The following is a 25,741-nucleotide window of genomic DNA, read 5'->3' as shown; positions in this document are numbered from 1 at the left end:
AGCTGACAGATTTCATCATCTGTCAGCTGTCATCTGTTTTCCGTCAGCCGTCAGCCGCGCGTTGTCAGCCGTCAGCCGTCAGCCGTCAGCCGTCAGCCGTCAGCCGTCGGCCGTCAGCGGGTCGGCTTGGCGAGCAGCAGCTCCGTGTTGTGGTCCTCGCCCGAGCCCAGCAGCGACGTCACCCGCCCGTTCGGGTCGTTGTACGACAGCTCGCGGTAGAGCGCCGCGAGGTTGGCGTCCGAGGTGCTGCCGAAGTCCGTGCCGTACGGCGCGGAGGACTCGATCAGCGTGGTGAACAGCGAGATCGTGGCGTCCCCGTTGTCCACGACCTCGATGATCCGGCCGTGCTGCGGGTAGTCGATGTGCGAGGCGGTGTTGATCTCCCAGAACGCCCGCTCCGGCACCGCGTGGCCGTGCGGCGTGATCTTGTTCATGTGGGTGTGCCCGTTCACCCACCCGACCACGTTCGGGTAGCGCTGCAGCAGCGCCACCAGCTCGTTGCCGTCGTGCCGCTTCTCGAAGATGTTCCGCGGGTCCGGCAGCAGGTTGCCCATGCTGGTGCTGGTGTGGTGGCTGAAGACCAGGATCAGGTCGTCCGTGCTGCCACCCGTCACCCGGTTCCCGTTGGTGTCGTACCAGTGCCCGCTGTGCGCCTTCAACTGCTGCTCCAGCCACCGCAGTTGCGCGGTGCCCAGCGAACCGTCGGCGAACCCGGCCTGGTTGGTGGTGTCCAGGCTGATGCCGACCACCTTCTCCGAGATGCGGAAGGTGTAGTAGAGCTTGCCGCTGCCCACCATGTCCGAGGTGAAGCCGTGCCCGTACGGGCCCGCGCCGGTGGCGGCCGGGTCCAGGTGGGCCTTGGCGAACTCCTTGAGCGTGAACGGCTTCCGGCGCTCGTCGGGGGTGATCCGGCGCACCGCCTCGCCGTTGGCGATCAGCTTGGCGAGCAGCAGCACGGCACCCGCCGGGTCGCGGCGCAGCGAGTCCATCAGCTGGGCGGCCGTGGCGTCGTCGCAGCCCTCCAGCTTGTACTGGCCGGTGTAGAGGTCGTTGAGCAGTCCGAGGTCCGGCAGGGTGCCCTCGATGCTGTCGTCGTGGTTGCCGACCGTCGTGTACCAGGGCGTACGCAGGCCCGGCGCATCGAAGGGGCGCCCGGCGGCGGAGAGGAAGCCCGGCACCTGCGGGAAGCCCTTGGCCTTGTAGCCGTCGCTGTAGGCGAGTTCGGGGTTCCAGTAGGCCGCGTTGCCGGAGTTCTGCACGCCCTCGTAGCGGTTCGGGTCGCCGGTGTTCTGGGCCAGTCGGCCACCACCCATGACCTTGAGGTACCAGTCGAGCTCGGCCAGTTCGTGGTTGTCGGTGTTGTCGCCGGTGGCCATCACCATGCTGAACGGCATCCCGGTGTAGGGGCCGCCGGCGAGCGAGTTGACCCGCTCGACGAGGGCCGACACACCGCGGGCGTTCAGGGCCTCCTGCGGCCGGTAGGCGCTGCCGTTGAACCGGGCCAGGTACTCGAAGCGCACCGGGGACTCGGTGTCCACCAGGTGCAGGTCGCTGAACTGGACGAAGCTGGCGAGGCCGGTGCGGCGGTCGTCCCGGCCGGAGCCCGCCGCCGCCAGGTCGCCGCGCACCACCAGCGGCCAGCCCGGACCGGCCGTCAGCCGCTTGTAGCCGCCGGTCCCGACCGGCGTGGCCACCTGCTCCAGGGTGGTCCCGGTGACTCTGACCGCCCGCGCGGCCGTGGCCGCCAGCGCCTGGTCGCGTACCGCGGCCGAGGCGAACTGTGCGCCGCCGAGCGACAAGGCCGACCACGCTGCGGCCACCGACGTACCGGTGAGGAACGTACGCCGACTCATCCCTGCCACAGAAAACCCCCACATAGTGATGGCCCGGTAGGGCGGACAACCCGTGCACCGGACCGACGTGTCATGAACCCGTATCTAACGGACGGCCAGATTACTCACTGGTAGGCCGCGGGACGAGACCCGTGCAGAGAACTCTTCGGGAACGGATCGGAAGGACTCCTCCGCAAGTCGCACACGGCTCCCCGGCGGCCCGTGCCGCCGCTCGCGCTCCGGCCGCCACTTGCGCTCCGCCCGCTACGGCCCGCCGCCGGGCACCGCCCGCCGCCTGCTACGGCCCGCCGTCGGTCACCGCCCGCCGCCTGCTACGGCCCGCCGTCGGTCACCGCCGGTCACCCCGGTCGGGCCCCGCCCGGGCGAGTGGGGGAAAATCGGCGGCGGCGGCCGAGGTGGCCGCCCGGGAAGACGGGACGGCGCGGGGCGCCGTCGGAAGCGAGGCGCAGGTGGCCGCAGCGGGAGCCGATGGCGGAGCCCAGGCGGGGGCCGGGGCGGGCGGCCGGGCCGGCCAGCTGAAGAGCAGCGGCCTGCGGCACGGCTGGACGACGGGTGCCTGCGCCACCGCCGCCACCAAGGCCGCGTACACCGCGCTGCTCACCGGCGAGTTCCCCGACCCCGTGGCCGTCACCCTGCCCAAGGGCCAGCAGCCCTCCTTCGCCCTCGCCGCCGAGGAGCTGGGGACGGACGGGCGGCCCCACGCCACGGCCGGGGTGGTCAAGGACGCCGGTGACGATCCCGACGTCACGCACGGCGCGCTGATCCGGTCGACCGTCCGGGCCGGGGAGCCCGGCGCCGGGGTGGTGTTCCGGGCCGGTCCCGGGGTGGGGACGGTCACCAAGGCGGGCCTGCCGCTGCCCGTCGGCGAGCCGGCGATCAACCCGGTGCCCCGGCAGATGATCCGGGACGCCGTCGCCGAGGTGGCCGCCGAGTTCGGCGGCACCGGGGACGTGGTGGTCGAGATCTCCGTCGACCACGGCGAGGAGATCGCCCGCTCGACCTGGAACCCGCGGCTCGGCATCCTCGGGGGCCTGTCGATCCTCGGGACCACCGGGATCGTCGTCCCCTACTCCTGTTCGGCCTGGATCGACTCCATCCGCCGCGGCGTGGACGTGGCCCGGGCGGCGGGGCGCACGCACGTGGCCGGCTGCACCGGCTCGACCTCGGAGAAGGTCGCGGTCGCGGTGCACGGGCTGCCCGAGGACGCGCTGCTCGACATGGGCGATTTCGCCGGTGCCGTGCTCAAGTACCTGAAGCGCCACCCGGTGCCCCGGCTGACCATCGCGGGCGGCTTCGCCAAGTTGTCCAAGCTCGCGGCCGGCCACCTCGACCTGCACTCGGCGCGCTCCCAGGTGGACAAGGGGTACCTGGCCGAACTGGCGCGGCGCGGTGGGGCGGACGAGGCGCTGGCCGCGGCGGTGGCGGCCGCCAACACCGGTCTGGAGGCGGTGCAGCTGTGCCGTGCGGCCGGGGTCCCGCTCGGGGACCTGGTCGCCGAGGCGGCGCGGGCGACGGCGCTCGGCGTGCTGCTGGGCTCGCCCGTCGCGGTGGACGTCATCTGCATCGACCGCGCCGGAACCGTCGTCGGCCGGGCGGAGCCGCTGGGCCCGTGACATCGTCACGACTGTCATGGGAGCGTGACAACGCCGCGTGGTGATGTGAAGATCTGACGGCCATACAGGGAGAGAAACGGACAAAAGGAGCGCCACGCCGTCCTCGGGTTCCGTTGCCATCTCAACCATGAGATATGGTCTGGCGAGTGACAGGCGACTACCTCACCCGTATCGGCACCCTCATCCGCACCGCGCGTCAGCACCGTGGCTGGTCCCAGGCGCAGCTCGGAGAGGCACTCGGCACCAGCCAGAGCGCGGTCAACCGCATCGAACAGGGCAAGCAGAACGTCAGCCTTGAGATGATCGCTCGCATCGGCGAAGCCCTCGACAGCGAGATCGTCTCCCTCGGCTACTCCGGCCCGATGCACCTGCGGGTCGCCGGCGGCACCCGGCTCTCCGGCGCGATCGACGTCCGCAGCAGCAAGAACGCCTGCGTCGCGATCCTCTGTGCCTCGCTGCTGACCACCGGTCGCACCACGATCCGCAGCGTCGCCCGGATCGAGGAGGTCTACCGCATCCTCGAAGTGCTCACCAGCATCGGCGTCAAGAGCCGCTGGATCAACGACGGCCGCGACCTCGAACTCACCCCGCCCGCCGAGCTGGACCTCGCCGCGATGGACGTCGAGGCCGCCCGCCGCACCCGCAGCGTGCTGATGTTCCTCGGCCCGCTGATGCACCGCGCCGAGCACTTCGAGATCCCGTACGCGGGCGGCTGCGACCTCGGCACCCGCACCGTCCAGCCGCACCTGACCGCGCTGCGCCGCTTCGGCCTGGAGGTCGCCACCACCGGCGGCGCCTACCACGCCTCGGTCCAGCCGGGCGTGCCGATGGACCGCCCGATCGTGCTGACCGAGCGCGGGGACACCGTCACCGAGAACGCCCTGCTGGCCGCCGCGCGCCACGGCGGCGTGAGCGTCATCCGCAACGCCTCGCCCAACTACATGGTCCAGGACCTCTGCTTCTTCCTGGAGGAGCTGGGCGTCAGGATCGAGGGCATCGGCACCACCACCCTCACCGTGCACGGCGTCCCGCAGATCACCCGCGACGTCGACTACACCCCGGCCGAGGACCCGGTGGAGGCGATGAGCCTGCTCGCCGCCGCCGTCGTCACCTCCTCCGAACTGACGATCCGCCGGGTGCCGATCGAGTTCCTGGAGATCGAGCTCGCGGTGCTCGAAGGCATGGGCCTCGACTACGACCGCACCCCCGAGTACCGGGCCCACAACGGCCACACCCGTCTGGTCGACCTCACGGTGCGCCCCTCCAAGCTGACCGCGCCGATCGACACCATCCACCCGATGCCGTTCCCCGGCATCAACATCGACAACGTGCCGTTCTTCGCCGCCATCGCCGCGGCCGCCCACGGCACCACGATGATCCACGACTGGGTCTACGACAACCGCGCGATCTACCTCACCGAGCTGACCCGCCTCGGCGCGGACGTCAAGCTCCTCGACCCGCACCGCGTGCTGGTCCAGGGCCCCACCCGCTGGCGCGCCGCCGAGATGATGTGCCCGCCCGCGCTGCGCCCGGCCGTGGTCATCCTCCTCGCGATGCTCGCCGCCCAGGGCACCTCCGTCCTGCGCAACGTGTACGTCATCAACCGCGGTTACGAGGACCTGGCCGAGCGCCTCAACTCGATCGGCGCCCGGATCGAGACCTTCCGCGACATCTGACGCACAGTCATCGACGTCATCACCGCCATCCTGCCGGCCGGCCTCACGCGTTGAGCCCGGTCAGCAGGATCGCCACGTCCAACCCGGTGTTCAGGTACTCCGTGAACACCGGGTTGTTCAGTGCCCAGGGCGAACGCCGCTCCCGCACCAGCCGGACCGCCTCACCGGTGTCCCGGCCGAGCCCGACCAGTGCCTGCGCCACCACCAGGCCCGAGCGGTTGTAGCCCGAGTGGCAGCGCACCAGCGTCCGGCGGCCCTGGCGGACGGCCGCCGTCGTGAGCTCCGCCGCCTCCTGCACCGCCAGCAGCTGGCCGGCGGAGAGCGGATCGTCCGGCACCTCCCGGACGACGTGCTCCACCCCCGGCGCCGGGCCGTGGCCGGGCAGCGTGAACAGGCTGACCACCAGGTCGAACTCGTGCCGGACGACGGCGGGTTCCAGCTCGCCGCCGGGCGGGGTGAAGTAGTGCCCGCCCATCCAGAGCCCGGGGACGATCTCGTTCCACGGGTCCGACGGTCCGGGGGTGCCGCGTTCTTTCTGGCGGGTCCGCACCGGTGCTCCCTCTCGGCCGACCCGTCCGGCGCTACTCGCCGGTGGTGCCGTCGAGGTGTTCGCGCAGGAGGTCGGCGTGGCCGTTGTGGCGGGCGTACTCCTCGATCATGTGGGTGACGATCCAGCGCAGCGAGAAGACCTCCTCGCCGTAATGGCCCAGGACGTCCAACGACTCGGCGGCGGCGACGAGTTCCCGGGCGTGGTCGCATTCGCCGCGCCAGGTCGCGAAGGCCTCGTCCGGGTCGGCGGTATCGACGTCGAACTCGGCGAAGGAGCCGTCGGGGTGCTTCCAGAAGCCGGGCGCTTCCTCGTCGGCGAGGACGTTGCGGAACCAGCTGCGCTCCACCTCGGCGAGGTGCCGGACCAGGCCGAGCAGGGAGAGTCCGGAGGGTTCCAGCACCCGGGCGCGGAGCTGCTCGGTCGTCAGACCGGCGCACTTCATCGCGAGGGTGTCCCGCTGGTAGTCCAGGAAGCCTGCCAGGGTGGCGCGTTCGTCGGCGGTCTGCGGGGTCCGGGTGCGCTGATCGTCGCTCATCGGGCCATCCTGCCGGGCGGACGGCGCCGCCGCCCGGCTTTTCCACGGACCGGACTCAGCCGAGCTGCTCCAGCCAGTGCACCGCGCCCGCCACGTCCGGAACGACCGGCACGCCGTCCGGCACCGGGGGGCGCTCCACGATGACGACGGGCAGCCGGAGCCCGCGGGCGGCGGTCAGCTTGGGCGCGGTCGCGGCGCCGCCGCTGTCCTTGGTGACCAGGACGTCGATGCGGTGCGCGCGCAACAGCGCCTCCTCGCCCTGGACCGTGAACGGGCCGCGGTCCAGCAGGACTTCGAAGGAGGGCGGCAGCGGCGGCTCGGGCGGGTCGACCGAGCGGGCGATGAAGTGCACCCCGTCGACGTGGGCGAAGGCGGCGATGCCCTGCCGTCCGGTGGTCAGCAGGACCCGCTCACCGCGCCGTGGCAGCAGGTCGGCCGCCGCGGCGAGCGAGGGGACGGGGAGCCAGCGGTCCCCCTCCACGGGGGTGAAGCCGGGGCGGCGGAGCACCAGCAGCGGTACGCCGGTGGCGGCCGCCGCGAGGGCCGCGTTCTGCGACATGCCGGCCGCGAACGGGTGGGTGGCGTCGACGACGGCGTCCACCCGCTCGGCGCGCAGCCAGTCGGCCAGACCCTCCGGGCCGCCGAACCCGCCGATCCGCACCTCCCCGGCGGGCAGTCGGGGGTTGGCGACCCGGCCGGCCAGCGAGCTGGTGACCCGCAGGGCCGGTCGGCCGTCGAGGGCGGCGGCCAGCTCCCGGCCCTCCGTCGTCCCGCCGAGGACGAGCAGGTGGCGCATCACGACCCGCAGGGCTCGTGCGGCCGCTCGCGGTCCGCCGAGTAGAGGTGGCTGTCGCGGAACTGTTCGGCGGCCAGCGTCCGGCCGACGAGGATGACGGCGGTGCGGACCACGCCCGCCGCCTTGACCTGCCCGGCGATGTCGCCGACGGTGCCGCGCAGCACCAGCTCGTCCGGGCGGCTGGCCATCGCGACGACGGCGGCCGGGCAGTCGGCGCCGTAGTGCGGGAGCAGCTGCTCGACCACGTCGTCCACGTACCCGGCGGCCAGGTGCAGCACCAGCAGGGCGCCGCTGCGGCCGAGGGTGGCGAGGTCCTCGCCCTCGGGCATGGGCGTGGCGCGCTTGGCGATCCGGGTGAGGATGACGGTCTGGCCGACGGTCGGCACGGTCAACTCCCGCTTCAGCGCGGCCGCGGCGGCGGCGAAGGCGGGCACGCCGGGGACGACCTCGTACGGGATGCCCACCGCGTCCAGGCGGCGCATCTGCTCGGCGACCGCGGAGAAGACGGACGGGTCGCCGGAGTGCAGCCGGGCCACGTCCTTGCCCTGGTCGGACGCGCTGGTCATCTCGTCGATGATCGTGTCCAGGGTCAGGTTGGCGGTGTCGACCAGGCGGGCGCCGGGCGGGCACTCGGCCAGGAGCTCCTCCGGGACGAGGCTGCCGGCGTACAGGCAGACCTCGGCGCGGGCCAGGAGCCGCTGGGCGCGCAAGGTGATCAGGTCGGCGGCACCCGGGCCGGCTCCGATGAAGTAGACGGTCACGAGGCGTCCTCCTGGCGGGTGTTGGGCGTGCCGGTTTCGGGTTTGACGGCGGACCACTGGGTGACCGGCATGGCCTGGCGCCAGCCGGTGAAGCCGCCCACCGGGACGGCGTGGGCGACGGCCAGCTTGACGAGCTCGCCGCCGTGCCGCCGGTACCACTCGGTGAGCAGCGCCTCGGACTCCAGGGTCACGGTGTTGGCGACCAGCCGGCCGCCCGGCCGCAGTGCGGCCCAGCAACCGTCCAGCAGGCCGGGCGCGGTGAGGCCGCCGCCGATGAACACGGCGTCGGGGGTGGGGAGTTCGGCGAGCGCGGCGGGGGCGCGGCCGGTCACCACGCGCAGTCGGGGCACGCCGAGCGCGGCGGCGTTGCGGGTGATCCGCTCGGCGCGCACCGGGTCGCGCTCGACGCTGACGGCCTGGCAGTCGCGGTGGGCGCGCAGCCACTCGATGGCGATCGAGCCCGAGCCGCCGCCGACGTCCCAGAGCAGCTCGCCGGGGGAGGGGGCGAGCGTGGCGAGGGTGGCGGCGCGGACGTGGCGCTTGGTGAGCTGTCCGTCGCTCTCGTACGCGGCGTCGGGCAGGCCGGGGACGAGGGAGCTGCGGGGGCCGTCGCCGAGGTCGACGGCGATGAGGTTCAGTGTGTCGCCGGGCGGGTGCGGCCAGCCGTCGGCCGGGCCGTCCAGGTGCCGTTCGGCGGGGGAGCCGAGCTGTTCGAGGACCCGCAGCCGGGCGGTTCCGTAGCCGCGCGCGGTGAGCAGCGCGGCGACGGCGGCCGGGGTGGCGGCGTCGGCGCTGAGCACCAGCAGGCGGCGGCCGGGGTGGAGGGTGAGCGCGAGGGTGTCCAGCGGGCGGCCGACCAGGCTGACCACCTCGGTCGCCTCCAGCGGCCAGCCGAGCCGGGCGCAGGCGTGGGAGACGGAGGAGGGGTGCGGCAGGACGCGCAGCCGCTCGGCGCCGAGGGTCTCGGCGAGGGTGCGGCCGATGCCGTAGAACATCGGGTCGCCGCTGGCCAGGACGACGACGCGGCGGTCGGCGTGGGCGGCGAACAGGGCGGGGACGGCGGGGCGCAGCGGGGACGGCCAGGGGACGCGCTCGGCGGTGACCTCGTCTGCGGGGAGGAGGTCCAGTTGGCGGGGGCCGCCGACGACCACCTCGGCGTCCCGCAGCGCGGCCCGGGAGGTGGCGGCGAGGCCGGGCCAGCCGTCGGCCCCGATCCCGACGACGGTGATCGGGGGTGGCAGCTCGGGCACCGGGTGGCTCCTCGTCGTTCGGTCCGGGGTCCAGCGATCCTGCTGGTCGGGGCAGCCTACCTGGCGGTATCCGGGCGGGTCCGGGGGGTCAGCCGACTGCCGGCGGGCAACGGAGAACAGCTGACAGATTTCAAACTCTGTTCGCTGAAATCTGAAATCTGAAAGCTGTCACCTGTCACGTATCACCTGTCCGCCCAGTCCCCCGACGCGATCAGCGCCGGCCGCTCCCGGAGCCGCGCCGCCACGGCCGGCCCGGCGAGGTAGACCCAGGCCTCCCTCGACCCGCCCGCCGCCGTCCGCACCGCCAGCCGCCGCCGCACGTACAGCCCGGTTCCGTCCGCCCGGCACTCCTCCAGCACGTCCAGGTCCGCCAGCGCTCCGGCGTACGCGCCCGGGCGTACGGTGATCAGCTCGCCCAGGATCCGGCGCCCGGGCCTCGCATCGAGCAGCGCGTACGGGAAGCCGGGGCCCGCGTGCAGCGCGGCGCCCTCCAGCACCGCCGGGCGGATGTCCGCACAGCGTCCGGCCAGGTGCACCGCGTGGTTGCGGCCGCCGCTGCGCAGGGTTCCGTAGACGAAGAAGGGCAGGTCCTCGTCGGATGCGGACACGGGTTCGACCTCCTGGCTGGGGAGCGCCCACGGTACGTGCTCCGGTCCGATTCGTGATACCGACTGGCGCACCGGGCCGTCGATGCGCTGTCATATCGGATGTTCGGCCAGCACCATTCAAGGGGGACACACATGACACCGCCCGCTTCCTCACAACCGGCCACCACCCCCGACCCGCCGTCCGACGCCATCCCCACCCCGGTCGACGACGCCGTTCCCTCCCCGCTGGGCGACGCCGCCGCCACCCCGGTCGACGACGCCGTCCCCTCCCCGCTGGGCGACGCCGTCCCCTCCCTGCTCAAGGACGCCCGCCCGGCCGCCCGCCTGGGCGGCGCGGTCTGGCTCGCGCTCGCCGTGGTCTACGTCGTCTGGGGCTCGACCTACCTGGCGATCCGGATCGCGGTGGAGACGATGCCCTCCTTCCTCTCCGCCGCCGCCCGCTTCCTCGTGGCAGGGCTCCTGCTGACCGGCTACCTGCTGGTGCGTCAGGGCCCGGCCGGGCTGAAGGTGAGCGGGCGCCAGCTGGCCTCCTCCGCCCTGGTCGGCGTGCTGCTGCTGACCGGCGGGAACGGACTGGTGGTCCTGGGCGAGACCTCCGTCCCGTCCGGCCTGGCGGCCCTGCTGGTGGCCGCCGTCCCGCTGTGGATGGTGGTGCTGACGTCCTTCGGCGGCGAGCGTCCGAAGCCGGCCGAACTCGTCGGTGTGCTGCTCGGGCTGGTCGGCCTCGGGGTGCTCTCGGCCCCGGCGATCGGCGGGTCCGTCGAGCCGCTCGGCGTGATCCTGATCATCTGCGCCACGCTGCTCTGGGCGTCCGGCTCGTTCGCGAGCAAGAAGGTCCCGATGCCGGGCAACGTGCTGGCCGCGAGCGCCTACCAGATGCTGGCCGGCGGCCTCTGCGATCTGGTGATCGGCCTGGTCCGCGGCGAGCAGCACGGGCTGGACCCGGCAGCCGTCTCCGGCCGCTCCTGGCTGGCCCTCGCCTACCTGGTGCTGTTCGGCTCGCTGCTCGCCTTCACCGCGTACGCCTGGCTGCTGCGCTCGGCGCCGCTGACACTGGTCGCCACCTACGCGTACGTGAACCCGGTGGTCGCCGTGCTGCTGGGCTGGCTGATCCTGGCCGAGCCGCTGACCGGCCCCACCCTGGCGGGCGGGGCGATCGTGGTCGTGGGCGTCTGCCTGGTGGTGAGCGTCAGCCGGCGGCCGCGGCGCGGTCCGTCGTCGACGCCTCCGGCGAAGGGCGTGTCCGGGCGTCGGTGAGGTGACGAGCCGCCGTCGGGGTGACGGTCGCGGGGCCGCCCCCGAGCTTCCGGCTCGCGGGGGCGGCCCCGGGTTCGTGCAGGTCGGAGGCGCGGGGCCGAGGCCCGGCTCAGAAGGCGTGCGGGGGCTTCCCCGTCCACCAGTTGCCGGGTGCGTCGGGGTCGCGGCTGGTCCAGTACTCGATGATCGCGTTGGTGAACTCGGTCGCGGACAGCACGCCGTCGCCGTCGGTGTCGAGGTGGCGGAAGGCCTCGTCGGCGTCGTCGCGGCACAGGCCGGCGAAGTGGCCGCGCTGGAAGACGAAGAACTCGCCGGCGTCCACCGTTCCGCTGCGGTCGGCGTCGGCGACGGCGAGGAAGGCCTCGGCGAGTGCCCCGAGGATGTCCCGGGCGGCCTCGGGGTCGTCGACGAGCGAGCCGGTCGAGACGACGAACTGCTGCCGGGTGATCGCCTCGGTGCCGGCGGGCAGCCGGGCGAGGTGCAGGTCGTGCCAGATCGTCAGGTAGGCGCGGACGATGACGGCTTCCGCCTCCGAGCCCTCCTGGTGCCCGAGCGAGCGGGCCACCGAGTGGCCCATCAGGACGTGGTCCCGTTCGGTGATGAGGCCGTCGCCGTCGGCGTCGAGGTGGTCGAAGCCGTGGTTGATCTTTGCGATGAGAAGGTCGTCCGACAATGTGTCCCCTCGGCTGGCGGTTCCTGGGTCTCCTACGTCACATCGCCTGCACGCTAACGCCTCGGGTCGCGCTCGCGCAGCCGAACGAAGGGCGAACGCAGGGCCGTGCCGCCCCGCGCCCCGCAGCCCTCAGTCGACCTGGTGGTCGGCCCAGACGTACGTCTCCGGCAGCAGGTCCGCCACCGGCACGGTACGCAGGTCGGCCCCCTGCCCGACGACGATCCGCACCTCCGGGAAGTAGTCCAACAGCACCTGGCGGCAGCGCCCGCACGGCGGGATCACCCCGCGCTCCCGGTCGCCGACCGCCACGACGGTGGTGAGCTCGTACGCCCCCTGCCCGGCCGCCGCGCCGATGAGCACCAGCTCGGCGCACGGCCCGCCGGTGAAGTGGTAGGCGTTCAGGGCGGTGACGATCCGCCCGTCGGCATTGCGCCCGGCCGCCGCCACGGTGTGGTTGTCACCCCGCGCGTACCGCCGCGCCACCTCCAGCGCCGCCGCGACGAGCTCCTCGTCCACGGGCGCCCCGTTGCCGCTCGCCGTGTCCGCCGCATTCGTCGTGTTCACCATGTTCGTCGCACCTTGCTCTCCGGTCGGACCTGACAGGGCTGGATCATGATCCACCCGCCGTCGATCGTGCCAACCCTTTTGCCGCCGCCTCCCCCCGTGTCCCCGCTGCTCCCGTGTCCCCGCCGCCTCCACCCCCGCGCCCTCAGTGCGCCGACGCCAGCAGCTCCCGGGTGTAGTCGGTGTGCGGCGCGGCGAACAGCCGGTCCCGGTCGGTGGACTCCACCAGCCGGCCCCCGTGCATCACCGCCACCCGGTCGCAGAAGTGCCGGACCACGGCCAGGTCGTGGGAGACGAACAGGAAGGCCACGCCGAGGCGTTCGCGCAGCTCCATCAACAGGTTGAGCACCTGCGCCTGCACCGACACGTCGAGCGCCGAGACCGGCTCGTCCGCGATGATCAGCCGCGGCCGGGGCGCCAGGGCCCGGGCGATGCCGATCCGCTGGCGCTGCCCGCCGGAGAACTCGTGCGGGTAGCGGTCCAGGTGCGCGGCCTCCAGTCCGACCTGCTCCAGCAGTTCGGCGGAGCGCTCCCGCCGTTCGGGCGCGGTCAGCGGGGTGTGCAGGCGCAGCGGGGTGTCGAGGGTCTGGGCGACGGTGCGGCGCGGATTGAGCGAGGCGTACGGGTCCTGGAAGACCAGCTGGATCTCGCGGCCGAGGCGGCGCCGCAGCTCCCGGTCCGGGCGGGTGACGTCCCGGCCGTCGTACGAGACCCGTCCGCCGGTGGGTCGTTGCAGGCCGGCCAGGACCCGCGAGGTGGTGGACTTGCCGGAGCCCGACTCGCCGACCAGGCCGACCGTCTCGCCGGGCGCGATCCGCAGGCCCACGCCCTCGACCGCCCGGACCGGCTCGGCCCGCAGGCCGGGGAGGCGCCGCCGCCCGGGGAAGTGCACGGTGAGGTCGTCCACCTCGACCAGCCACCGCGCGGGCCGCTCGACGACCCTCGGCCGGAACGACCGCCGAGGTGACGGGTCGTCGACTGTCGGCAGAGCCGTGCCGGGTACGGAGTCGAGGCGGAGCGCCGCTCCCACCAGCGCCCGGGTGTACGGCTCGCGCGGTGCGGCCAGCAGGTCGGCGGTCGGCGCGGACTCGACCCGGACGCCGCCGCGCAGCACCAGCGTGCGGTCCGTCGTGCCGGCCACCACGCCCAGGTCGTGGCTGACCAGCAGCACCGCGGTGCCGTGCTCGCGCTGCAACTCGCCCAGCAGGTCGAGGACCTGCCGCTGGACGCGGGCGTCCAGGGCGGTGGTCGGCTCGTCGGCGATCAGCAGCTGCGGGTCGTTCATCAGCGCCATCGCGATCATCACGCGTTGCCGCATCCCGCCCGAGAACCGGTGCGGGTGGTCGCGCACCCGGGCCGCCGGGATGCCGACCCGGTCGAGCATCTCCACCGCCCGCCGACGGGCTTCGGCGCGGCCCGCCCCGGGGTGGTGCAGGCGGTACGCCTCGGCGAGTTGGGCGCCGACACCGTGGAAGGGGCTGAGCGAGGTGAGCGCGTCCTGGAAGACCAGGGCGGCCCGGCCGCCCCGCACCGCGCGCAGCGTCGCCTCCCCGGCACCGACCAGCTCCTGTCCGCCCAGCCGGATCGAACCGGAGACGGTGGTGGTGCGCGGGTCGTGCAGGCCGAGGACGGCGAGGCCGACCGTCGACTTGCCCGAGCCCGATTCGCCGACCAGGCCCAGGACTTCACCCGGGGCGAGGTCGAAGGACAGCCCTTGGACGGCGGTCACCGGCGGGCCGCCGCGTGGGTCGGCGAAGCTGACGGTCAGGTCGCGGACGCTCAGCACCGGCTCGGCCGTGCTCCGGTCGAGACCCGGCACGGCACCGTCGGCGCCGACACCCGTGTCGGCGGCAGTGGCAGTGGCCGTGCCGACGGACCTCGTGCCGGCGACCCTCGTGCCGGCGGCCCTCGTGGCAGTGGACTTCATCGAACCGTTCCCCTCAGCTCAGCCGGACACGCGGGTCGAGCCAGGCCACCGCGAGGTCGGCCAGCGCGACGAACAGCACCACGAAGCAGGCGGCCAGCAGCACCGCGCCGACGACGGCGGGCAGGTCCTGCCCGGCGACGGCCTGCGCGGCGAACCGCCCGACCCCGTTCAGCCCGAACACCGTCTCGGTGATCACCGCCCCGCCGAGCAGCGCCCCGGCCTCCAGGCCGAGCAGCTGCACCAGCGGCCCGGCGGCGCCGCGCGAGGTGTACTTGAGGTGGGCGCGCAGCCGCCCGAGCCCCTTGCCGCGGGCCGTGCGGACGTACTCCTCGTTCATCGTCTCCAGCAGCTGCGAGCGCGAAAGCCGTGCGAAGACGGCCGAGTTGACGAAGCCGAGGACGATCCAGGGGAGCAGCATCCCGCCCGCCCAGGCCGCCGGGTCCTCGCCCGGCGGGGTGTAGGAGGGCAGCGGCAGCAGGCCGGTGGAGTAGACCAGGAGCCACTGCGCGATGTACCCGAGGAAGTAGATCTGCACGCTGGCGCCGACCAGGGTGAAGCCGGAGAGCAGCCGGTCGGTCCGCCGTCCGTGCCGCAGCGCGGAGACGAATCCGGTGCCGAGGCCGAGCACCAGCAGGACGGCCAGGGCCCCGGCGGTCAGCGAGAAGGTGACCGGCAGGTGGTCGGCCAGGGCCTCGCTGACCGGCTGGTGCAGCCGGTAGGAGTAGCCGAGGCAGGGTGCGGCGCAGTGGATGGTCGAGCCGTCCACGTCGTCGATGTCCCGGCCGGCGACGATCCCGGCCAGGTAGTCGGTGTACTGGGCGACGAGCGGCTGGTCCAGGCCCATGCTCCGGCGCACCGCTGCGACCTGCCCGCTGTCGCAGCGCGGACCGCAGGCGGCGCGGGCCGGGTCGGCGGGCGCGGCGTAGAAGAGGGCGAAGGCGGCGGCGGAGACCGCGACCAGGACGGCGAGGGCCTGGGCGGTCCGCCGCAGGACGAAGGAGAGCATGGCCGATCCGGGGGAGGGGTGGCAGGGGAAGGAGACGGCGGGACCTCAAGGCCCGAAGGCCTCAAGACCTCAGGACTTGAGGCCTTCGGACTTTAGAGCTTCAGGACTTCAGGTACAGCCAGGCCAGCGACACCGTCCCGTAGATCGGGTGGATGAACGCCCCGCCGACGTTGCTGCCGTGCAGCTGGCTGACGGTCGGGTAGGCGAACGGCAGCACCGGCACGTCCTTCATCACCGTCTGCTCCAGCGCGTACAGCTCCTTGGCCTTGGCGCGCGGCTCGCCGATCCGGTTGATCCGGTCGATCTCCGCGTCCACCGTCGGATTGCGGTAGCGCGCGGAGTTGATGTCGCCGCCGGCGCGCCCGTCGAAGGAGAACGGGACCAGCGTGGACGGCGTGGGCCAGTCGACCGACGAGGTCTCCTCGAACAGGTCGTACGGGGAGTCGGCGCGGTGCACCTCGTCCAGGAAGGCCTTGGGGTCGATCGGCTTGGGCACGACGGTGATCCCCGCCTTGGCGAAGCCGTCGACCAGCACCTGCGCGACGCGCTGCCCGTTCGGCGTGTTCCTGTACGCGTAGGTCAGGCTGCCCGGGGCCTGCTTGGCCTTGGCGAGCTCGGCCCTGGCCGCCTCCGGGTCGCCCTCGGGCTTGGCCGGGTACAGGTCGTACTTCTGCCAGTCGATCAGCGCGGGCGAGCTGAGCGTGGTGGCGAGTTCGCCGGTGCGGGCGCCGCCCTGGACCTGGCGGGCCTGCTGGCGCGGGTAGGCCAGGTGCAGTGCCTTGCGGACCTCGACGTCCGGCACCCGCTCGTTGTTGATCACCAGCTGGGTGACGAAGGCGCCCTGCCGGCCGGAGACGACCAGCTCGCGGGCCTTCGGGTCGGTGTCGGTCGTCTGGTACAGCTCGGGGGAGAGGGTGTCGGCGGCCGTGGTGGCGTCGGCGCCGCCGTCCCGTCCGGAGAGGATCTCCTGGTTGAGGTTGAGCGCCTCCTTGCCGTACGTGAAGACGAACCGCTCCGGGTACTGGTTGCGGATCGGGTCGGTCTCGGGCTTCCAGGCCGGATTGCGCTCCAGCACCATGCGGGTGTTCTGGACGTGCTCGACGATCCGGTACGGGCCGGTGGCGAACGGCTGCCGGTCGTAGTCCGTCCCGGTGTCCTTGTCCCGGCGCACCGGTGAGGAGGAGGACTGCGCGGCCATGTACGGCACGTCGGCCTGCGGCTGCGGGAAGTGGAAGACGACGGTGCGCTCGTCCGGCGTCTCGATCGCGGCCAGGTCGCCGTCCTGCGGGCCCTTGTACGCGGCCCGCGCCGCCTCGTAGTCGGCCGCGCCGGTGAGCCACTGCGGCCAGTAGGGCGGGCCGACCTCGTAGCCCTTGCCGAAGGTGCGCTCGATGCCGTACCTGACGTCCTGGGCGGTGATCGGCTTGCCGTCCTCCCAGGCCACGCCCTGCTTGAGCCGGTAGGTCCAGGTGCGCCCGCCGTCGGTCGGGGTGCCGGTGTCGGTGGCCAGGTCGCCGACCAACTTGGCCTTGCCGTCGACGACCTGATACTGCGTCAGTTGCCGTCCCCAGAGCAGCGAGGCGTTGTAGGTGGCCCCGGCGTAGACCTTTTGCGGGTCGAGGTGGCGGAACTCGACGCTGTTGTACACGTTGACCGTGCCGCCTGCACGGGCGCCCGGGACGGCGGGGGCGGGGCCGGCGCTCTCCTGCTCGGTGCCGAGCGCGGCGGTCAGCGGGGAGGTCTCCTTGGCGGAGGCCCCGGTGCCGGCGGAGCCGGTGCTGCCCGCGCCGGCCGAGCAGGAGGTTGCCAGCAGGGCGGTGGCGATGACGGCGAGGGACGGTCGGGTCCAGCGCATGGCGAATCTCTCCTCGCCCCGGCGGATCGCGCCGGGAGGGTTCGGGTGACGAACGGGAACGGACGGAAGGGCGTAACGGAACAGAACAGAACGGAAGGGAGCGGAAAGGAAAGGAAAGGCGGAGCAGGGGCCGCGGATCGCTCAGCGGGTGCCGGAGCGCGGGTCCAGCGCGTCCCGGACGGCGTCGCCGAGCAGGTTGAAGGCGATCACGAAGAGCAGCAGTGCCACCCCGGGGAAGGCCAGGTACGTCGGGTCGGCCCGGAAGACCTCGGAGCCGCGCGAGATCATCCGCCCCCAGTCCGGGACGGGCTCGGTGATGCCGACGCCGAGGAAGGACAGCGCGGCCTCGGAGGCGACGTACGTCGGCACTGCCATGGTGGCGTGCACCAGGAGCTGCGACCGGACGTTCGGCAGCAGTTCGCGGACGACGACGTGGAAGCGGCTCGCGCCCTGGGCCCGGGCGGACTGCACGAAATCCCTTTCCCGGAGCGAGCGCACGGCGGCCCGCAGGGAAAGCGCGAGCGGAATCCAGCCGAACGCGGAGAAAACCAGGACCAGCACCAGGAACTGCATCCACTCCGGTTCCGCGGTGCCCGGATCGACCAGTCGGGACTCGATGACCGGGCTGAGCGCGAGCAGCAGGAGCAGTGTCGGAAAGGCCAGCAGCACATGGGCGAGGAATCCGAACAGCCGGTCCGCGATTCCGCCGAGATAGCCGACCGCGACACCGGCCAGGACGCCCAGGGCGGTGGTCACGGTGGCGGCGGCGAGAGCGATCAGCAGCGAGGTGCGGATGCCGTACAGCAGCTGGGTGAGGACGTCCCGGCCGAGTCCGGGCTCCAGGCCGAACCAGAAGTCGCCGGAGATCCCGCCGTTCGGCAGCATCGGCAGGCCACCGTCACTGAGCAGGCCCGGAGTGTTCTGGCCGTAGTGCTCGACCGGATTCCGCCCGTACAGCGCGGCGATCAGCGGGGCCGCCGCGGCGAGCAGCAGGAACAGCAGGACGACGGCCAGCGCGGCGGCACCGACCCGGTCCCGCAGGAGCCGGCGGAGCAGGCCCGGGGGCGCGGGGGCCGCGGGCCCGGCCGCGCGGACTGGGACTGTGTCGACCGCTGCCATGAGGCATGACCCCCGAATTCTCCGCCGCCCCGTGGGTGGGGGTGTGCTGGTGTGCATTTCCGGTACGGCATCCGGTGGTTTCCCGGGGCCGTTCGAGCGCCATTCGATCGGATGCGTCCGACGTTCCGCAAATCGCTTCCGACGGCTCTCCGGGGAATTCCTGCGGGACTGTTTCGGGAATTGTGGCGGCTTCATTTCGCCGAAACAGTGGCGTTGCAGAGGAACGGACATATCCGATGAAACCGGACCGGCCGTTCCGCATTCTGAGACCTCCGCCACAGTCCCTCCGATGTTGCTACGATTCCGGTGGGCTGCGACTGGCGCGTAGGGATGGAATCAACCATCGGGAAGCGGCCTCGTGAAACCTCACGTGAAGTTGCCGAGCGCCTGGGCCATCCGCAATCCCCACCAGGAGACCGCCTTGGCCCAGCAGCCCCACACCGCCGCGACCCCCGCCGCCGACACCGCGTTCCGCAGCGCCCTCGACGTGGTCGCCGGCGTCGAACCGCGGATCGCCGCCGCCATCGGCCGGGAACTCGCCGACCAGCGCGCCTCGCTCAAGCTGATCGCCAGCGAGAACTACGCCTCCCCGGCCGTCCTCCTCGCCATGGGCAACTGGCTCAGCGACAAGTACGCCGAGGGCACCGTCGGCCGCCGCTTCTACGCGGGCTGCCGCAACGTCGACACCGTCGAGGCCATCGCCGCCGAGCACGCCCGCGAGCTGTTCGGCGCCGACCACGCCTACGTCCAGCCGCACTCCGGCATCGACGCCAACCTCACCGCCTTCTGGGCCGTCCTCTCCCAGCGGGTCGAGAGCCCGGCCCTGGAGCGGTCCGAGGTCCGCAACGTCAACGACCTCACCGAGGAGGACTGGGCGAAGCTGCGCCACGAGCTCGGCAACCAGCGCATGCTCGGCATGTCCCTGGACACCGGCGGCCACCTCACCCACGGCTTCCGCCCCAACATCTCGGGGAAGATGTTCGAGCAGCGCAGCTACGGCACCGACCCGGTCACCGGCCTGATCGACTACGACGCGCTGCGCGAGACCGCCCGCGAGTTCCGCCCGCTGATCATCGTGGCGGGCTACTCCGCGTACCCGCGGCTGGTGGACTTCCGCACCATGCGCGAGATCGCGGACGAGGTCGGTGCCACCCTGATGGTCGACATGGCGCACTTCGCCGGCCTGGTCGCGGGCAAGGTGCTGACCGGCGACCACGACCCCGTCCGGCACGCCCACATCGTCACCACGACCACCCACAAGTCCCTGCGCGGCCCGCGCGGCGGCATGGTGCTCTGCACCGCCGAACTGGCCGAACACGTCGACCGCGGCTGCCCGCTGGTGCTCGGCGGCCCGCTCTCGCACGTCATGGCCGCCAAGGCCGTCGCCTTCGCCGAGGCCCGCCGCCCCGAGTTCCAGGCCTACGCCCACGCCGTCGTCGACAACGCCCGGGCGCTCGCCGAGGGCCTGCTGCGCCGCGGCGGCACGCTGGTCACCGGCGGCACCGACAACCACCTCGTGCTCGCCGACGTCTCCGGCTACGGCCTGACCGGCCGCCAGGCCGAGGCGGCGCTGCTCGACTCGGGCATCGTCACCAACCGCAACTCCGTCCCGCAGGACCCGAACGGCGCGTGGTACACCTCCGGCATCCGGATCGGCACCCCGGCCCTCACCACCCGCGGCCTCGGCGTCGCCGAGATGGACGAGATCGCCGAGCTGATCGACACCGTCCTGCGCGCCACCACCCCCACCACCGCCGCCAACGGCACCCCGTCCAAGGCCGGCTACAGCCTCGACCCGGCCCTGCGCGACGCCACCGCCAAGCGCGCCGCCGACCTCCTCGCCCCGTACCCGCTCTACCCGGGCGTCGACCTGGTCTGACCGGCACCCCGGGCTGCCGCACTCGCCGGGAACGCCTGAAACGCCCGGGAACGCCCGGGAACGCCCGGGAACGCCGGGGAACGCCGGGAACACCTGAACCAACGGGACCACCGGCAACGCCAGAAAAGCCCCGAGCACCCGGACCACCCCGAGCACCCGGACCACCCCGAGCACCCGGACGTCCGGGGCCGCCGGCACCTCCGCCGACGGCCCCGGGCCACGTCCGCCCCGGTGCGGCGGCTAGTACTGCAGCGACTTGTACTGCAGGAACTCCTCCAGCCCGTGGCGCCCCAGTTCGCGCCCGAGCCCGGAGTTCTTGTAGCCGCCGAAGGGGGCGAGGGGGTTGAAGCGCCCGCCGTTGAGGTCGACCTGGCCGGTGTCGAGGCGGCGGGCGAAGGCGGCGGCGGTGTCGGTGTCGCGGGCCCAGACGCCGCCGGCCAGGCCGTACGGGGTGCCGTTGGCGAGCTCGACGGCGTGGTCCTCGTCGCGGTAGGCGAGGATCACCAGGACCGGGCCGAAGACCTCCTCCTGGGCGACCGCCATGTCCGGCTTCACGTCGGCGAGCACGGTCGGGCGGACGTAGAAGCCGGTGGGCAGTTCGGCGACCGGCTCCGAGCCGCCGACGACCAGCCGGGCGCCCTCGGCCAGCGCGCCGTCGATGTAGCCGCGCACCCGGGCCAGCTGCTCGGCGCTGACCACCGGACCGATCCGGGTCTGCGGGTCGGTCGGGTCGCCGGGCACGTACTGGGCGGCGGCCTTGGCGGCCCGGGCGACGGCCTCCTCGTACTGGTCCTCGTGGACCAGCAGGCGGGTCCAGGCGCTGCAGGTCTGGCCCGAGTTGGCGAAGACCCCGGCGACGTTGGCCTTGACCGCGCGGGTGATGTTGGAGCCCGGCAGCACCACGTTGGCCGACTTGCCCCCCAGCTCCAGGGCGACCCGCTTGAGGTCCCGGCCGGCCGTCGCGGCGACCTGCCGGCCGACGGCGGTGGAGCCGGTGAAGGAGACCACGTCCACCTCCGGGTGGGCGACGAGCGCCGCGCCCGCCGCCTCCCCGGTGCCGGTGACCAGGTTGAACACGCCGGCCGGGAAGCCCGCCTCGTGCACCAGCCGGGCGAACAGCCGGGCCACCAGCGGGGTTTGCTCGGCGGGCTTGAGGACCACCGGGCAGCCGGCCGCCAGCGCGGGGACGACCTTGGCGACGATCTGGTGCAGCGGGTAGTTCCACGGCGTGATCGCCGCGACCACCCCGGCTGGCTCGGCGTGCACCACCGAGTTGCCGATCCGCTCCTCGAAGGGGTGTTCGGCGAGCAGGGTCAGGTAGGAGGTCGCCACGGTCAGCGGCAGCCCGGCGTGCACGGCGGCGGTGAAGCCGACCGGGGCGCCCAGCTCGGCGACCACCGTCCCGGTGATCTCGTTCTGTGCGGCGGCGAGCCCGTCCCGCAGCCGGGTCAGCAGGTCCAGCCGCTCCTCGCGGGTGGTCGCGGCCCAGCTCCGGGCGGCCCGGCGGGCCGCTGCCACCGCCGCGTCGACGTCGGCCGTCCCACCGGCCGGCACGGTGGCGAGCACCTGCTCGGTCGCGGGGTTCAGCACGGCGATCGAACCGGGGTCCCCGGAGGGCCGCCAAGAGCCGTCGATGTACTGGTCGCCGTACTCCGCGTACTCCTGCACCGAGTTGTCCTCTCATGGGATCAGCCGATTGACCGACAGTGCTCGTCGGAGGCCAGTCAAAACGGCCGGGCGGCAGCGCGCAAGAGCCAATCCGGACCGGCAGACTTGCCGGTCAGCGTGGGGCGAACCGTGCGGTGTACTCGTCGAACGGCTCGATGCCCACCTCGGCGCGCCGCTCGTCCAGCCGCTCAGGCTCCTCGCACGGCCACGGCACCGGCCGACCGTCCGTCACCGCACCGATCTGGGTGCCGAAACGCTGCTCACGGCCCTCGTTGACGGCCAGTCGGTCCTGGAGGAAGGCGAGGTCGCGCGGGCTCGCCTCGCCGCACGCCACGGCCTCGCCCATCAGCGCCACCGCCCGCCGCTGGACGTCGAGTTGCCGGTCCGCGTGCTGGGCGACGAGCCAGGCCGCCCGCGCCGCCTCGGGGCCGACGGTCCGGTCGGTCGGCCAGCGTGCTCCGCCATGAGCTCCGCGAGCCGGTCGCCGTGCCGGGCGGTGAGCCGCCGCCAGGCCGCCTGCTCGGCCAGGTCCGCGCTGTTCGCCGACCGGGCGTTCGCCCCGTCCTCGGCCATCATCGCGACCAGCTCCCGGGCGAGCGCCCCGTCCTGCTCGCTCCGCCGTGCTTCCGTCATGCCGTCGACGCTCCTCGCCGTACGGGCCCTCCTGTCGAGGGCCGCCCGGCCCCAACGCTAGGCGCGGTAATCGGAACGAAGATCATCCGCTGGGACGGTGCCCCGCGGGCCCCGAACGGGACATACTGGATCCACGCTCGGGATGCGCCGTGTTCACCCTCCGGCGGTTCCGTGACGGTTCCGGAAACTCCCCTCGCCAAGACCTCCACACGGTGGTCGGCACGCAGGTACATTGCAGTGAACTCAGCGGCGGGGGTTTAAAGCTGACGACGCTTCGACGTGCCTGCGCGTACGGTCGGGTCGGCGCATTCTGCGACCGGCCCGGAACTCCTGCTTCCGCTGAGGTCCGGTTAGAGATCCACAGGTCCACCCGTGCCCCGAAGGAGCTTCCATGACCGACGCCGCGTTCCCGGGCGAGTCGCAGCAGGCCGCCGAGCCGGCGAGCCTGGATGACGTCCCGGGGTGGTTCTGGGACCACGACCGGCATTCCTTCGACTGGTTCCTGGGGCGTCAGGAGAAGGCCGGTGTCACCGGCGATCTGCTGGAGATGGGGGCCTACCTCGGCCGCAGCGCGATCGTGATCGGCGAGCACCTCCAGCCCGGCGAGACGTTCACCGTCTGCGACCTCTTCGACTCGGACGCGCCCGACGAGGAGAACGCGGCCGAGATGGACCTGTCCTACCGGAAGACGCTGACCCGCGAGGCCTTCGAGCGCAACTACCTCGCCTTCCACGACGAGCTGCCGGAGATCATCCAGGCGCCGACCTCCGTCCTGTCCCGCGGCCACATTCCCGTCGGCGCGTTCCGCTTCATCCACATCGACGCCTCCCACCTGTACGAGCACGTCGTGGGGGACCTCCAGGTCGCCCGGGTCGCGCTGCAGGAGCAGGGCGTCGTCGTGCTGGACGACTACCGTTCCCAGCACACCCCGGGCGTGGCGGCCGCGACCTGGGAGGCCGTGTTCAACCACGGGCTGAAGCCGATCCTGCTCACCGAGTGCAAGTTCTACGGCACCTGGGGGGACGTGGAGCCGTTCCAGCGCGAGCTGCTGGAGCGGGTCGACCTCGCGGTCGGCTGTCAGCTGAGCGCCGAGACCGTCAACGGCCGCCAGGTGCTGCGCATGACCGGTGACTCGGAGGGCATCGACCGCTTCCGCGGCTCCCGCCACCGGGAGCGACTGGCCGCCGAGGCCGCCCGGCGCGAGGCCGACCAGTCCGCGGTCGAGGCCCGCCGGGCGCTCCGGTCGGCCCACGACGAGGCCGCCGTCGACCTGGCCGCCAGACGAGCCCGGGCCGCCGAGGCACGCCGCCCCGTCAACGTCGCCAAGCGCGCCGCCCGGGACCTCCTGCCGCCGGTCGTCACCTCCGCGATCCGCCGGGCCCGCCGCGGCTGACCGGGGCGCGAGCCCCCTCGGACGACACCGAGGACGACACCGAGGTCGACACGAGGACGACACGAGGTCGACACGAGGACGACGCTGAGGACGACGAAGGCAGCCGTGCGGTCCCGGAAGGCGCACAGCTCCCCCGTCGTACGGCTCCGAAGACGCCGAAGGGCCGGTCGGAACATCCGACCGGCCCTTCGGCACGTCACGCGCTGCGGTGGCTCAGACCCGCGAGGGCTCGCCCGCCTCGACGGGAGCCTGGGCGTCCTGGGCGGCCTGGTCGTCCGCCATCTCCTGGCGGACGGTGGCCAGCGAGGGGTTGGCCCAGGCGCTGGCGACGCCCCAGTAGTAGAACGCCAGCCCGATCGCGGCCACGATCAGCAGGTCCCAGCCCGCGGGCAGGTAGCCCTGCCCGCCGAAGTCGGTGCTGCCGGCCCAGGAGACTCCGGCCATCACGAACAGGTAGGCGACCATCCAGGCGCCGGCCAGGAGGTGCGGCTTCAGCTCGGCGAACGGCTTGCGCAGCTCGTACCAGGCCCAGATCGGCAGGCCGGCGGCCATCAGCAGGATGACCTTGCCGGTGAGCGGCCAGCGGGCCCAGTACAGCACCAGCGAGCCGAAGACCATCGCGACCGGGGCGATGACCGGCATGGCGCGCAGCCGCACCGGGCGCGGCAGGTCCGGGGCGAGGCGGCGCAGGGCCATCACGGCGACCGGGCCGGTGATGTACGAGATCACGGTGGCCACCGAGACGATCTCGGCCAGCGAGCCCCAGCCGCGGAAGACCGCGAGGAACAGGAAGGCGACGACCAGGTTGAGCACCAGCGCCGGGCGCGGGATGCCGGTCTTGGCGTCGACCTTGCCGAAGAGCTTCGGCAGGTGGCCGTTCTCCTGCACGCCGTGGATCATGCGCGAGGTGGTGGCGGCGTAGATCATGCCGGTGCCGGAGGGCGAGACGAAGGCGTCCGCGTAGAGCAGGATCGCCAGCCAGTTGATGCCCCAGGCGATGGCCAGGTCGGCCAGCGGCGAGGTGTAGGAGAGGCTGCTCCAGCCGCCCGAGAGGTCGGCGGCCGGGATGGCGCCGAGGAAGGCGATCTGCAGCGCGACGTAGATCACCAGGGCGATCAGGATCGAGCCGATGACGGCCTTGGGCAGCGACTTGCCGGGGTTCTTGGCCTCGCCGGCCAGGTTCAGCGGCGACTGGAAGCCGTTGAAGGCCCAGACGATGCCGGAGACCGCGACGGCGGTGAAGACCGCGCTCCAGCCGTTCGGCGCGAAGCCGCCGTGGTCGGTGAAGTGCGCGGTGTCGAAGTGCGCGAGCAGCAGCGCACCGGCGGTGAGCGTCGGCACGACGACCTTGAAGACGGTGATCGCCGTGTTGGTCTTGGCGAACAGCGTGATCGCGAACCAGTTGAGGGCGAAGTAGACGAGCAGCAGCACGCTGGCGAGCGCCACACCGCTGAGGGTGAGCTCCTGACCGTTGAAGAGCCCCTTGGCCCAGCCGAAGTGCCAGGAGCTCATGTACTGCACGGAGGCGGTGGCCTCACCGGGGATGACCGAGACGATGGCGATCCAGTTGGCCCAGGCCGCCAGGTAGCCGGCCAGCGAGCCGTGCGAGTACTGGCCGTACCGGACCATGCCGCCGGCCTTGGGGAACATCGAGCCCAGCTCGCTGTAGGTGAGGGCGATGGTCAGCGCCACCGCGGCACCGATCACCCAGGCGAGGATCGAGGCCGGCCCGGCGAGCTTGGCGGCCCGCTCGGCACCGAACAACCACCCGGATCCGATGATCGACCCCAGCCCGACCGCGGTCAGGCTGATGGTGCCGAGCGATCGGCGGTAGTTCTGGTGAGACGCCGTCGAGGAATCGGGCTCACTCAACGTATCGGTCCTTTCGCTCGGGGTTCATCGGGTGGTGTCGGTGTTTTTGCTGTTTTGAGTCGGTATTCCGGACAAACGCACAGCAGCTTATGGTCCAAAAACGGGCGAATACCTCAGAGGAAGCTCAAACCGTTCGATCGTTGCCATCTCGTGTCCGGTTTCCGGACCGGCGGGCCCCGCGAAGAGGCCGGCGCCATGCCGCCACGGGGGTGGCGGTCGGGGCCGGCCGGGGAGTCGGCGGGGAAAAAGGAAA

20 protein-coding genes, 1 pseudogene and 1 riboswitch are annotated in these 25,741 nt (G+C 72.7%); of the genes and pseudogenes, 5 read left to right on the top strand and 16 right to left on the bottom strand.

Annotated elements, in window-relative coordinates; genetic code table 11:
- Positions 1–113: 113 nt before the first annotated feature.
- Positions 114–1,853 carry a TIGR03767 family metallophosphoesterase gene (locus ACIRST_RS31775; RefSeq protein WP_350524198.1) on the bottom strand — a complete coding sequence of 580 codons (1,740 nt, stop codon included), beginning with the start codon at positions 1,851–1,853 and terminating at the stop codon, positions 114–116.
- Between the two features lie 449 nt (positions 1,854–2,302).
- Here ACIRST_RS31775 and ACIRST_RS31770 point away from each other — a divergent pair, with 449 nt between their 5' ends.
- Both ACIRST_RS31770 and ACIRST_RS31765 read left to right on the top strand, forming a co-directional pair.
- Positions 2,303–3,466 (top strand): cobalt-precorrin-5B (C(1))-methyltransferase, encoded by a 1,164-nt coding sequence (locus tag ACIRST_RS31770; protein WP_402806437.1) that lies wholly within the window; start codon positions 2,303–2,305, stop codon positions 3,464–3,466.
- Between the two features lie 146 nt (positions 3,467–3,612).
- On the top strand, positions 3,613–5,142 hold the full coding sequence (locus ACIRST_RS31765; protein WP_402806434.1) for a UDP-N-acetylglucosamine 1-carboxyvinyltransferase: 1,530 nt from the start codon (positions 3,613–3,615) through the stop codon (positions 5,140–5,142).
- A gap of 43 nt (positions 5,143–5,185) precedes the next feature.
- On the opposite strand, the gene ACIRST_RS31760 is transcribed toward ACIRST_RS31765, so the two are convergent.
- The 6 genes from ACIRST_RS31760 to ACIRST_RS31735 form a co-directional block, all read right to left on the bottom strand.
- Positions 5,186–5,692 (bottom strand): protein phosphatase, encoded by a 507-nt coding sequence (locus tag ACIRST_RS31760; protein WP_402806431.1) that lies wholly within the window; start codon positions 5,690–5,692, stop codon positions 5,186–5,188.
- 31 nt (positions 5,693–5,723) lie between these two features.
- Positions 5,724–6,227, bottom strand: coding sequence for a DinB family protein (locus ACIRST_RS31755; RefSeq protein ID WP_402806428.1), 504 nt, complete (start codon positions 6,225–6,227; stop codon positions 5,724–5,726).
- Positions 6,228–6,282: 55 nt separating this feature from the next.
- Complete coding sequence (locus ACIRST_RS31750; RefSeq protein ID WP_402806536.1) at positions 6,283–7,023, bottom strand: cobalt-precorrin-6A reductase; 741 nt, start codon at positions 7,021–7,023, stop codon at positions 6,283–6,285.
- Positions 7,023–7,784 (bottom strand): precorrin-4 C(11)-methyltransferase, encoded by a 762-nt coding sequence (gene cobM, locus ACIRST_RS31745; protein ID WP_350524204.1) that lies wholly within the window; start codon positions 7,782–7,784, stop codon positions 7,023–7,025. The genes ACIRST_RS31750 and cobM overlap by 1 nt, the downstream gene beginning before the upstream one ends.
- Positions 7,781–9,034 (bottom strand): precorrin-6y C5,15-methyltransferase (decarboxylating) subunit CbiE, encoded by a 1,254-nt coding sequence (cbiE, locus tag ACIRST_RS31740; RefSeq protein ID WP_402806425.1) that lies wholly within the window; start codon positions 9,032–9,034, stop codon positions 7,781–7,783. Before cbiE ends, cobM begins: the two co-directional genes overlap by 4 nt.
- A gap of 182 nt (positions 9,035–9,216) precedes the next feature.
- Complete coding sequence (locus ACIRST_RS31735) at positions 9,217–9,642, bottom strand: gamma-glutamylcyclotransferase family protein (RefSeq protein WP_402806423.1); 426 nt, start codon at positions 9,640–9,642, stop codon at positions 9,217–9,219.
- A 132-nt stretch (positions 9,643–9,774) separates the two neighbouring features.
- On the opposite strand from ACIRST_RS31735, the gene ACIRST_RS31730 reads away from it, so the two are divergent.
- Positions 9,775–10,899: an EamA family transporter gene (locus ACIRST_RS31730; protein WP_350524207.1), complete on the top strand. Its 1,125-nt coding sequence runs from the start codon at positions 9,775–9,777 to the stop codon at positions 10,897–10,899.
- Between the two features lie 109 nt (positions 10,900–11,008).
- Here ACIRST_RS31730 and ACIRST_RS31725 read toward each other — a convergent pair whose 3' ends face one another.
- From ACIRST_RS31725 to ACIRST_RS31700, 6 genes are all read right to left on the bottom strand, one after another.
- Complete coding sequence (locus ACIRST_RS31725; RefSeq protein ID WP_350524208.1) at positions 11,009–11,572, bottom strand: EF-hand domain-containing protein; 564 nt, start codon at positions 11,570–11,572, stop codon at positions 11,009–11,011.
- 129 nt (positions 11,573–11,701) lie between these two features.
- Positions 11,702–12,139, bottom strand: coding sequence for a cytidine deaminase (locus ACIRST_RS31720; protein ID WP_350524209.1), 438 nt, complete (start codon positions 12,137–12,139; stop codon positions 11,702–11,704).
- Between the two features lie 142 nt (positions 12,140–12,281).
- The gene (locus ACIRST_RS31715; RefSeq protein ID WP_350524210.1) at positions 12,282–14,063 is read right to left on the bottom strand and encodes an ABC transporter ATP-binding protein; all 1,782 of its coding nucleotides are present in this window, start codon (positions 14,061–14,063) and stop codon (positions 12,282–12,284) included.
- A 13-nt stretch (positions 14,064–14,076) separates the two neighbouring features.
- The gene (locus ACIRST_RS31710; RefSeq protein WP_402806417.1) at positions 14,077–15,069 is read right to left on the bottom strand and encodes an ABC transporter permease; all 993 of its coding nucleotides are present in this window, start codon (positions 15,067–15,069) and stop codon (positions 14,077–14,079) included.
- A 100-nt stretch (positions 15,070–15,169) separates the two neighbouring features.
- A complete protein-coding gene (locus ACIRST_RS31705; RefSeq protein WP_402806414.1) occupies positions 15,170–16,924 on the bottom strand; it encodes an ABC transporter substrate-binding protein in 1,755 nt (584 codons plus the stop codon).
- Positions 16,925–17,065: 141 nt separating this feature from the next.
- Entirely contained in the window at positions 17,066–18,043 is a 978-nt protein-coding gene (locus tag ACIRST_RS31700) for an ABC transporter permease (protein WP_402806411.1), read from the bottom strand.
- A 303-nt stretch (positions 18,044–18,346) separates the two neighbouring features.
- Positions 18,347–18,443, top strand: a riboswitch (ZMP/ZTP riboswitch).
- A gap of 21 nt (positions 18,444–18,464) precedes the next feature.
- On the opposite strand from ACIRST_RS31700, the gene ACIRST_RS31695 reads away from it, so the two are divergent.
- On the top strand, positions 18,465–19,922 hold the full coding sequence (locus ACIRST_RS31695; RefSeq protein WP_350524214.1) for a glycine hydroxymethyltransferase: 1,458 nt from the start codon (positions 18,465–18,467) through the stop codon (positions 19,920–19,922).
- Between the two features lie 240 nt (positions 19,923–20,162).
- Here the strand turns inward: ACIRST_RS31695 and ACIRST_RS31690 are convergent, their stop codons facing one another.
- Both ACIRST_RS31690 and ACIRST_RS31685 read right to left on the bottom strand, forming a co-directional pair.
- A complete protein-coding gene (locus ACIRST_RS31690) occupies positions 20,163–21,590 on the bottom strand; it encodes an aldehyde dehydrogenase family protein (RefSeq protein ID WP_402806408.1) in 1,428 nt (475 codons plus the stop codon).
- Between the two features lie 112 nt (positions 21,591–21,702).
- Positions 21,703–22,223: pseudogene (locus ACIRST_RS31685) on the bottom strand (DUF6624 domain-containing protein).
- Between the two features lie 391 nt (positions 22,224–22,614).
- Between ACIRST_RS31685 and ACIRST_RS31680 the strand changes: the two are divergent.
- Entirely contained in the window at positions 22,615–23,616 is a 1,002-nt protein-coding gene (locus ACIRST_RS31680) for a class I SAM-dependent methyltransferase (RefSeq protein WP_350524216.1), read from the top strand.
- A gap of 213 nt (positions 23,617–23,829) precedes the next feature.
- Here ACIRST_RS31680 and ACIRST_RS31675 read toward each other — a convergent pair whose 3' ends face one another.
- Positions 23,830–25,488 carry an APC family permease gene (locus ACIRST_RS31675; protein WP_350524217.1) on the bottom strand — a complete coding sequence of 553 codons (1,659 nt, stop codon included), beginning with the start codon at positions 25,486–25,488 and terminating at the stop codon, positions 23,830–23,832.
- Positions 25,489–25,741: the final 253 nt, after the last annotated feature.

The organism is Kitasatospora sp. NPDC101447 (assembly GCF_044767225.1).
In the GTDB taxonomy this organism is placed as follows: domain Bacteria; phylum Actinomycetota; class Actinomycetes; order Streptomycetales; family Streptomycetaceae; genus Kitasatospora.
The sequence above is the reverse complement of the archived record's forward strand: the minus strand, read 5'-3'. Positions and strand labels throughout refer to the sequence as shown.